At 67.4% G+C, this 8,566-nt stretch carries 8 protein-coding genes; 1 reads left to right on the top strand and 7 read right to left on the bottom strand.

Annotated features, from left to right (window positions below; all coding sequences use genetic code 11):
• From A5709_RS01050 to A5709_RS01025, 6 genes are all read right to left on the bottom strand, one after another.
• On the bottom strand, positions 1-447 hold a 447-nt coding region (locus A5709_RS01050), incomplete at its 3' end, for an SDR family NAD(P)-dependent oxidoreductase (RefSeq protein ID WP_156767935.1).
• A gap of 54 nt (positions 448-501) precedes the next feature.
• Positions 502-1,929, bottom strand: coding sequence for an aldehyde dehydrogenase family protein (locus A5709_RS01045; protein ID WP_067946818.1), 1,428 nt, complete (start codon positions 1,927-1,929; stop codon positions 502-504).
• A 247-nt stretch (positions 1,930-2,176) separates the two neighbouring features.
• Positions 2,177-3,109, bottom strand: coding sequence for a class I SAM-dependent methyltransferase (locus A5709_RS01040; RefSeq protein ID WP_156744908.1), 933 nt, complete (start codon positions 3,107-3,109; stop codon positions 2,177-2,179).
• Between the two features lie 34 nt (positions 3,110-3,143).
• Positions 3,144-4,085, bottom strand: a complete 942-nt coding sequence (locus A5709_RS01035; protein WP_068117338.1) for a class I SAM-dependent methyltransferase — start codon at positions 4,083-4,085, stop codon at positions 3,144-3,146.
• Between the two features lie 75 nt (positions 4,086-4,160).
• A complete protein-coding gene (locus A5709_RS01030) occupies positions 4,161-4,796 on the bottom strand; it encodes a TetR/AcrR family transcriptional regulator (protein WP_067946822.1) in 636 nt (211 codons plus the stop codon).
• A gap of 2 nt (positions 4,797-4,798) precedes the next feature.
• A complete protein-coding gene (locus A5709_RS01025; protein WP_068009629.1) occupies positions 4,799-5,782 on the bottom strand; it encodes a pirin family protein in 984 nt (327 codons plus the stop codon).
• Between the two features lie 182 nt (positions 5,783-5,964).
• Here A5709_RS01025 and A5709_RS01020 point away from each other — a divergent pair, with 182 nt between their 5' ends.
• Positions 5,965-7,962, top strand: coding sequence for a chloride channel protein (locus A5709_RS01020; protein WP_068117328.1), 1,998 nt, complete (start codon positions 5,965-5,967; stop codon positions 7,960-7,962).
• On the opposite strand, the gene dps is transcribed toward A5709_RS01020, so the two are convergent.
• Positions 7,959-8,531, bottom strand: coding sequence for a DNA starvation/stationary phase protection protein Dps (gene dps, locus A5709_RS01015; protein ID WP_255395171.1), 573 nt, complete (start codon positions 8,529-8,531; stop codon positions 7,959-7,961). The two genes, A5709_RS01020 and dps, sit on opposite strands and share 4 nt — an antisense overlap.
• Positions 8,532-8,566: the final 35 nt, after the last annotated feature.

Genomic DNA, 8,566 nt, shown 5'->3' with positions numbered 1-8,566 from the left:
GGCGACGACGACCCGGCCGTAGCTCTGCTCCCGGAAATGCGGCCAGGCGGCGCGCAGCACGTTGTACCCGCCGTACAGGTGCACCTTGAGCACGGCGTCCCAGTTCTCGAACGTCATCTTGTGGAAGGTGCCGTCACGCAGGATCCCGGCGTTGCTCACCACGCCGTGCACGGCGCCGAACTCGTCGAGTGCCGTCTTGATGATGTTCGCGGCGCCCTCGGGCTCGGCGACGCTGTCGTAGTTGGCGACCGCCCGGCCACCGGCGTCCTTGATCTCGTTGACGACCTGGTCGGCCATGTTGTGGCCGGCGCCCGTGCCGTCCCGGGACCCGCCGAGGTCGTTGACGACGACGTTGGCCCCCTCGCGGGCCAGGGTCAGGGCGTATTCACGGCCCAGCCCCCCGCCGGCTCCGGTGACGACGATGACACGATCCTGCACTCCGGGCATCAGGTTCCTCTCTGAAGTGAAAACTACGGCCTAGCAAGCGAATTGGAGCAGTGGTCAGAACATCCGGCGGGCCATCTTGAAGGCCCGCGCCGTGTACGGCGGGTAGATGAAGCTGGACAGGTCGGGCCGGGTCGGCTTGGTCAACACCGACTTGCGGTGGCTGAACTCCTCGAAGCCGTAGCGCCCGTGATAGGCGCCCATGCCCGATGCGCCGACACCGCCGAACGGCAGCTTGGCCGTCGACACCTGGAAGGCGAGGTGATTGACCAGCATGCCGCCCGCCGGCACCTCCTTGATCACCCGCTCGCGGGTCTCGCGCGTCTTGGTGAACAGGTAGGCGGACAACGGCTTGGGCCGCGAGTTGATGAAACGTATTGCGTCATCCAGGGATTGGACGGTGATGACCGGCAGCACGGGACCGAAGATCTCGTTCTGCATCAGCGGTCCGTCCGGGTCGGGGTCGACCACGACCGCGGGCTGGATGCGCAGGCTCGACGGGTCACATTTGCCGCCGACGACGACCGTGCCGTCCCCGCCGGCCAGGTAGCCGCTGATCCGGTCGAACTGACGCTGGTTGACGATCCGCATTCCGTCGGGCTTGTCCGACGTGAACTTGGTGATGGCCGCGCCGATCTTGCTCACCAGTTCGTCGCGGATCTTGGCGTCCGCCAACACGTAGTCGGGGGCCACACACGTCTGGCCGGCGTTTAGCAGCTTCATCCAGGCGATCCGCTTGGCCGCCACGTCCACGTCCGCGTCGGCCGCCACGATCACCGGGCTCTTGCCGCCGAGTTCCAGCGTGCACGGCGTCAGATGCGGCGCGGCGCCTTCGTAGACCTTGCGACCGATCTCGGTGCCGCCGGTGAACAGCAGGCGGTCCAGGCCCTGCGCGATGAGTTCCTGGCTGACCGAACCGTCGCCCTCCACCACGGCGATCGCGTCGTTGTCGAGGTATTCGGGCACCAGCTCGGCCATTAGCTGCGCGGACGCGGCGGCGATCTCCGAGGGCTTGAGGATGACGGCGTTACCCGCGGCGATCGCGCCGACCGCCGGGCCCAGCGTCAGATAGAACGGGTAGTTCCACGCACCGATGATCAGCACGGTGCCGTAGGGCTCGTATTCGATCCAACCGCGGCCGGGGAGCTGCGGCATCTCGAGCAGCTGATACCTGCGGCGCGTCCACTTGCGAACCCGCTTGGCCGCATACTTCGCTTCGCCTGCCGTCGTTGCGATGTCGGCGATGAACGCCTCGAACGGGCTGCGGTCGAGATCGGTGGCGAGAGCGTCCGCGATGGCCGCCTCGTTCTCTTCCATCAGCTTGGCCAGCTGCAATAACTGGCGTTTGCGCCACTCGACGTCGCGGGTGCGCCCGCTGGCGAAGGTCTTGCGCAACCGCGCCACGGTCGCGGGGATGTTCGCCGGCTGAGGTGCCGGCGCGCCATTGGCGGCGGATGTCGTGGGTGTAACCGATTCGGTGGTCATCGTTGTCCTTCCCCTGCTTCGGCCATCCCCGTGCGCCCGCTGCTCGTCTCACGAGCGCTCATGGGTGATAACCGCGATCCTAACCATCCGGTTGGGAGAGCAGTAGAAAGGATCTGACCCGGCGAACCGGCTCAGGGTTTGGCCGCCGTCAGGAAGCTGTTCGCGAACGGCCGGTCCGCCGGTTGCATCACCGCGGTGGCGCCGACGCTGGTGGCGACGTCCCAGGAGTCGTCCAGCGTGCGGGGCATTACAGCCGCTCGGCGATGACGAAGTCGGAGAAGGCGTCCTTGTCGTCGGCCAGGGGGACGTTCTCGATCCAGCGGCCCAGCCGGCGCATCTCGTCCGTCGAGCGCTGCGCCCGAGCACGCCAGCCGTGGTTGTTGAGCCAGTCGGTGACGTTCGCCCGGTGCTCGTCGCGGTACATCAGCTCGCCGACGTCGACGGTCTCTTCGATGCCCAGTTCGTCGGCGACCCTCCTGAACCGCTCGCGCATCTGCTGCCGGCGCTCGTCGGCGTGTGCGGGCGCGGTCTCCGCCGAGACCCGGCTTCCGGCCGGGCTCAGCTCGCCGATCTGGGTGAACAACCGGTCTTGTGCCTCGGCCGGCAGGTACATCAGCAGGCCCTCGGCCAGCCACGCGGTCCGCGCCGTCGGGTCGAAGCCCGCGTCGCGCAGCGCGGCCGGCCAGTCCTGCCGCAGGTCGATGGCCACCGCGCGGCGCTCCGCCGAAGGCGCCACGCCGTTTTCCGCCAGCGTCGCGGACTTGTACTCCAGGACCTGGGGCTGGTCGATCTCGTACACCACGGTGCCGGCGGGCCAGTCCAGGCGGTATGCCCGCGAATCCAGGCCCGACGCCAGGATTACCACCTGCCGGATTCCGGCGGCGACGGCGTCCTTGAAGTAGGTGTCGAAGAAATGGGTGCGCACCGCCTGATAGCCGCGCATGTGCTCGAGCTGCGCCGCGGAGTCGGCGTCGAGGGATTCGATCTTGGCCGCGACGTCGGGGTCGAGCATGTGCTCCCACAAGACCCCGGCACCGGCGTTGGTGACCAGAAGTTTGGCGTACGGGTCGCGGATGAGGGCGTCGGTCCGTTCGGTCTCGACGGCCCGGGCGGCGGCGACCATCACCGCGGTACTGCCGACGCTGGTCTTGATGTCCCAGGTGTCGTCGTGGGTGCGCAGTGAGCTCATTGGGTTGCTCCTTGATCCTCGGAAGTCAGGCGGTCGGCTCGCCGAGGTGCGCCCGCAGCAGCGCGCTGCGCACGGCGTCTTCGGCCAGGTCTTCGGGTACCGGGCGGCCCAGCCGGGCCATTTCGTCGCGGTTGTCCACGGCCTGCACCTGCCAGCCGTGGTCGGTCAGCCACTGGGCCGCGTCCGAGCGGTCCGGCTCGTGATAGGTCAGCGCCTGCACGTTGACGTCCAGGCCGAGCCGCTCCCGCATCCGCAGCCAACGCTGTGAATTGCTTCGCGAGTTGAGGCCGAACGCCTCGATGGCGACCCGGCTGCGCGGGGCGCTGAGAGCCGTGAACATCTCGAACAGGCGGTCTTGCGCGTCACTTGGCAGGTACGGGAGCAAGCCCTCCGCGAGCCATGCGGTCGGTTGCGTGCGGTCGAAGCCCGCCGCGGCCAACGCCGCGGGCCAGTCGTCGCGCAGGTCGACGGGGACCGGGCGGCGGCTGGCGGCGGGGGCGGCGCCGTGCTGCTGCAGAATTTCCGTCTTGTATTCGAGCACCTTCGGCTGGTCGATCTCGTAGACCGCGGTGCCGGCCGGCCAATCCAGGCGGTAGGCCCTCGAGTCCAAGCCGGCGGCCAGGATGACAACCTGGCGAATCCCGGCCTTCACGGCGTCGGCGAAGTACTCGTCGAAGAAGTGGGTGCGCACGGCTTGGTAGTCGATGCCGATCCGATGCGCGCGGCGGCCCTGCTCGTCGCCGTCGAGCCAGGCCAATTCGGGGTCGGTGAGCCGGGCCCATGCCGGGCCAGCCGACGAGACCAGGACGCGAGCGAACTCGTCGCGGATCAAGGGGTTGCTTCCCGCGGTTTCCGCCGCGCGCGACGCGGCGACGCCCAGCGCGGTGGCGCCGACGAGTTCGGTGATGGCCCAGCTGTCGCCGGCGGATCTCAAGGAAGGCGGTAACGACGCGTCCAGATCAGTCATGACGGGCGCCATGTTACCGGGATAAGTTAGTTAGCCTATACGCTTTGTGCGCAACTTCACTGTCCGCGCGAGGGGCTAAGCTCCCGGCCGCAGAAGTCCGCCTTCCATCAGCTGGCGCAGCATTCCGGTCACGGCCAGCATCTGCTGGGGGCTCTCCACCCACCCCGCGTACAAGCCGACGCCGCACATGATGACGACCAGCGACTCGATCAGCGCCGACGCGTCGATGTCAGCGGCGACCTCGCCGCGCTCGATCGCGTCCCCGACGACTCGGTCCAGAAATTCCCGGACCGCCCGGACTGACTCGTTTTCGGTCTTGTTCCATTCCGGGTGCCGCTGCGACTCGAGCACCCCGGAAATTATCAGCGCCGACCCGGCGGGATTCTCGGAATTCGCTTGCACCGCGGCGGTGATGAATGCCGTCAGCTGCGCCGCCAGTGTGGTTTCGCGGTTGGCAACTTTGATGCCGGTTCCGATGATGGCTTCGTTGGTTTGCTCCAATACCTCGCGATACAGGGCGCGCTTGCTGGAGAAGTAATGGTTGATGGCCGGGCGCGTCAGATCGGCGCGGGCCGCGATAGCCTGGAACGTCGCGCCGTCGTAGCCGCGCTCGCTGAACACCAGGCGGGCGGCCCGCATGATCCGCTGGCGCGTCTCATCCGCCTTTGCGGCAGGGGGGCGTCCTGGCCTGCGACCCGCCCCTGAAGACATCGTTAAAGTGTGCCACCGCCACGGTGCGGCATTAGCGCATTTGGCGGAATGCTGCCAAACTTCCCGGCCTGGTAGTCCTGCACCGCCTCGACCAATTCCGCGCGCGAGTTCATTACGAAAGGCCCGTAGTGGAATACCGGCTCGCGAATGGGTCGGCCGCCCAGAATCAGCACATCCATCGCGGTGGTGCGCGACGATTCCTGCGCCGGGTCGGCGCCCACCGTGATCCGATCCCCGGGGCCCAGCACCGCCAATTGGCCCTCGCGAATCGGGTGAGCGACCGGGCCGACGTATCCGCTGCCGGACAACACGTATACGAGCGCATTGAAATCGCGTAGCCACGGCAGGTTGAGTCGGGCGCCGGTTTCGATCGTGGCGTGGGCGAGCGTGATCGGCGTGTGAGTGATCCCTGGGCCGCGATGACCGCCGATTTCGCCCGCGATGATGCGGACTAGCGCCCCGCCGTCCTCGGACGAGATCAGCTTCGCGTCGCCACCTTCGATGGCCTGATACCGAGGCGGCGCGAATTTGTCTCGCTTCGGCAGATTCACCCACAACTGGATGCCATGAAAGAGGCCTCCGCTATCGACCAGTTCCGCGGGCGGCGTCTCGATATGCAGGATCCCCGAACCGGCGGTCATCCACTGCGTCGCGCCGTCGGTGATCAGGCCGCCACCGCCATGGGAGTCCTGGTGGGCGAACTTGCCGTCGATCATGTAGGTGACCGTCTCGAACCCGCGGTGCGGGTGCCAGTCCGTGCCCCTGGGCTCGCCGGGCTCGTACTCCACCGCGCCCATCTGGTCCATGTGCACAAAGGGGTCCAGGGCGGCGGCGCTGACCCCGGCGAAGGCGCGGACGACGGGAAAGCCCTCGCCCTCGTAGCCGCGCGGTCCGGTGGTGATCGACCGGACCGGGCGCTCGGTGTCGGCGGGTGCGGCGGAACCGACGCGGGGCAACGTCAACGTGTTGGCCGTGACAGCGGGCATGTGACCTCCAGAAATGAGAACTACCCCGCATAACCGGACTACGGTCCAGTTATTCCCCGGCGCTGCCGTCGCGGCGAATAGTTGCGTAGTGCAATATTTGCTGCAGTAGATGGTCGCAGCGGCGTGCCCGATCCGGAGGCGGTCGACAAGCAAAGTGAGGCCGTCGGGGGAAGGATGCGTGGATGGGGCAAAAAGTGGCGGCCACGGGTACGGTTCGGCCGATCCGGCCCGTGTCCAGAGCCGTGGGCCAGTTCGCCGGTTGGCTGCGCGCGAACCGGCTCGGGCTGTTCTGTGTGGCGATCGTCGTCGGGCTCGGCGCCGGCCTCGGCGCGGTGGCGTTCCGCTACCTGATCTACGGCTTCACCTGGTTGGCGACCGGACACGACGAATTCGGCCAGGACGGTTGGGTGGGCAGCGACCATTTACCCTGGCTGGGAATTGGCTTCTTCGTGATCATCCCGGTCATCGGCGGACTGCTCTACGGGCCGCTGATCTCGCGGTTCGCCCGGGAGGCTCGCGGCCACGGCGTCCCGGAAGTCATGATCGCGGTGGCGGAGAACGGCGGCCGCATCCGTCCGCAGGTGACCGTCGTGAAGGCGCTGGCCTCCGCCCTGTGCATCGGTACGGGCGGATCGGTCGGCCGTGAGGGACCCATCGTGCAGATTGGCGCGGCGCTCGCCTCCGGTTTCGGCCAGTGGGTGCGGATGCCGGAAAACCGGCTGCGGGTCCTGGTGGCCTGTGGCGCGGCGGGCGGCATCTCGGCCACCTTCAACGCCCCGATCACCGGGGTGTTCTTCGCCGTCGATCTGATCCTGCGCGAACTGTCCGTCGAGGCGATCTTCACGATCATGCTGTCGTCGATGGTCGCCGACGTGGTTGCCCGTGTGTTCTTCGGCTCGGCGCCCTTCCTCACCCAGTTGCCCGCAGGCATCGAGCTGAATCACATAGCCAACTACGTGCTGGTGGCGCTTCTCGCGGCGATCGCCGGGCTGATCGGGATCCTCTTCAAGAATGTCCTGTACAAGACCGAAGACCTTTGCGACCGAGTGTGGGGTGGCCGCCCGGATTGGGCACGGCCGGCGGTCGGGGGGATCGTGCTCGGCCTGCTGCTGCTCGCGGTGCCGCAGCTCTACGGTGTCGGCTACCCGGTGATGTACGCCGCCTTCGCAGGCCACTACGCGCTGTGGCTCTTGGTGGTCCTCGCCGCCGGCAAGATGCTGGCCTGCAGCCTGACCATCGGGATCGGCGGCTCGGGCGGGGTGTTCGCTCCCTCGCTGTTCGTCGGGGCCACTTCCGGCATGGCCTTCGGCCTGTTCGTGCAGCACACCATCGGGACGGCCGTCGGGCACCCCGCCCTGTACGCCATCGTCGGCATGGGCGCCGTGTTCGCCTCCGCGGCGCGCGCCCCGCTCACCGCGCTGGCGAGCACGGTCGAAATGACCGGCGATTTCAGCCTTACCCTGCCGGTCATGTTGGCCGTGGCGGTCGGCACCACCGTGTCACGGGGGGTTTCCTACGGCACCATCTACACGACGAAGCTGCTGCGCCGGGGCATCGACATCGACCGCCCCACTCCCACCCATGCGTTCGCCGACCTCACCGCGGCCGACGCCATGCACCCGTTCGCCGTCCCACTGGACCTGACCCGGCCCGTCGGCAGCGCCGGTCCGGACTTGACGGCCTTGCTCGGCCCCGTCACGCGCATGCGCGAACCGCAGGCACTATTCGCCAACGACAGCCTCGCCCAAGCCCTGCGCCAGCTCGTGCTTTACGGGCGCGACGGATTGCCCGTCATCGACACCGAGGCCCGGTCTGTCCAGGGGTGGCTGACCAATCAAAATGTGCTGCGTGCGGTCGCGACCCACTTCACCGACGTCCAGCCGGACGTCGCCGCAACTAACCCGGCTGCGGATTGGGTCGAGCCGCGACCCGCCGAACACGACCCGCACAGTGAGCTTGACGGGTATTGCATCGTCGAATACACCCTGGCCGGCGACTCGACTGCCGTCGGCCGGATTCTCGGCGATCTCGACTGGCCGGACGGTCATTTCCCCGTCTCGGTGCTGCACAATCGGCGACTCATCGACGCCGACGCCACCTTAAAGCTGAGCGCCGGCGACCGCGTAAACGTTCTTGCACCCAAAAACGGTGCGCAGCAATCGGATTCGGAAGACCGTTAGGTGCTGCGCGCGCTGCTGGCGGCGTCCTGCTCGGTGGTCGAGCCCTCGTGGGTCAACTGACCACCCGCGCTCTCCAGGTGCGCTCGGACGAACCACTGGAACTTCTCCAGGTTCCCGGCCTGATCGATCAACAGATCCTGGGTGACCGGGTCGAGCTCCTCGGTCTCCTCGATGTACTTGCGGATGTCCTCGATGACGCCGGTGTAGACGAGATCCAGTGCGGCCAGATGCGCCTGGACGGTGTCGCGTCCGACGGAGTAGTCGTCCCAGGTGCGGTCTTTGATGATCGCCCCGGGCGTGCCCTGCGGTGACCCGCCCAGGGCCGCGATGCGCTCGGCGACATCGTCGGCGAAACCGCGGACCGCCTCGACCTGCGGGTCGATCATCTCATGCACGCCAATAAAGTTGGGCCCCACCACATTCCAGTGCACATGCTTGAGCGTCAGGTGAAGGTCGTTGTAGGTGCTCAGTTGCTTTTGCAGCAGTTCGGTCAGCCGCGCTCCCTGTTTGTCGGTGAGCCCCGGGATGGTGAACTGTGTCATCGATTGCCTCCGTTTCGCACACGTCACTTCTCGGGTTGGTTACCCGAAGGCGGTTGCTGAAA

Origin of the sequence: Mycobacterium sp. E1386 (assembly GCF_001672745.1) — a bacterium.
Lineage (GTDB): Bacteria > Actinomycetota > Actinomycetes > Mycobacteriales > Mycobacteriaceae > Mycobacterium.
This window is presented reverse-complemented; position numbering and strand designations above follow the sequence as displayed.

What these genes read in the sequence shown, in the direction of transcription:
- A5709_RS01045 (WP_067946818.1), bottom strand. Translation starts at nt 1,929, where the DNA reads ATGACCACCGAATCGGTTACACCCACGACATCCGCCGCCAATGGCGCG.
- A5709_RS01035 (WP_068117338.1), bottom strand. Translation starts at nt 4,085, where the DNA reads ATGACTGATCTGGACGCGTCGTTACCGCCTTCCTTGAGATCCGCCGGC.
- A5709_RS01030 (WP_067946822.1), bottom strand. Translation starts at nt 4,796, where the DNA reads ATGTCTTCAGGGGCGGGTCGCAGGCCAGGACGCCCCCCTGCCGCAAAG.
- A5709_RS01025 (WP_068009629.1), bottom strand. Translation starts at nt 5,782, where the DNA reads ATGCCCGCTGTCACGGCCAACACGTTGACGTTGCCCCGCGTCGGTTCC.
- A5709_RS01020 (WP_068117328.1), top strand. Translation starts at nt 5,965, where the DNA reads ATGGGGCAAAAAGTGGCGGCCACGGGTACGGTTCGGCCGATCCGGCCC.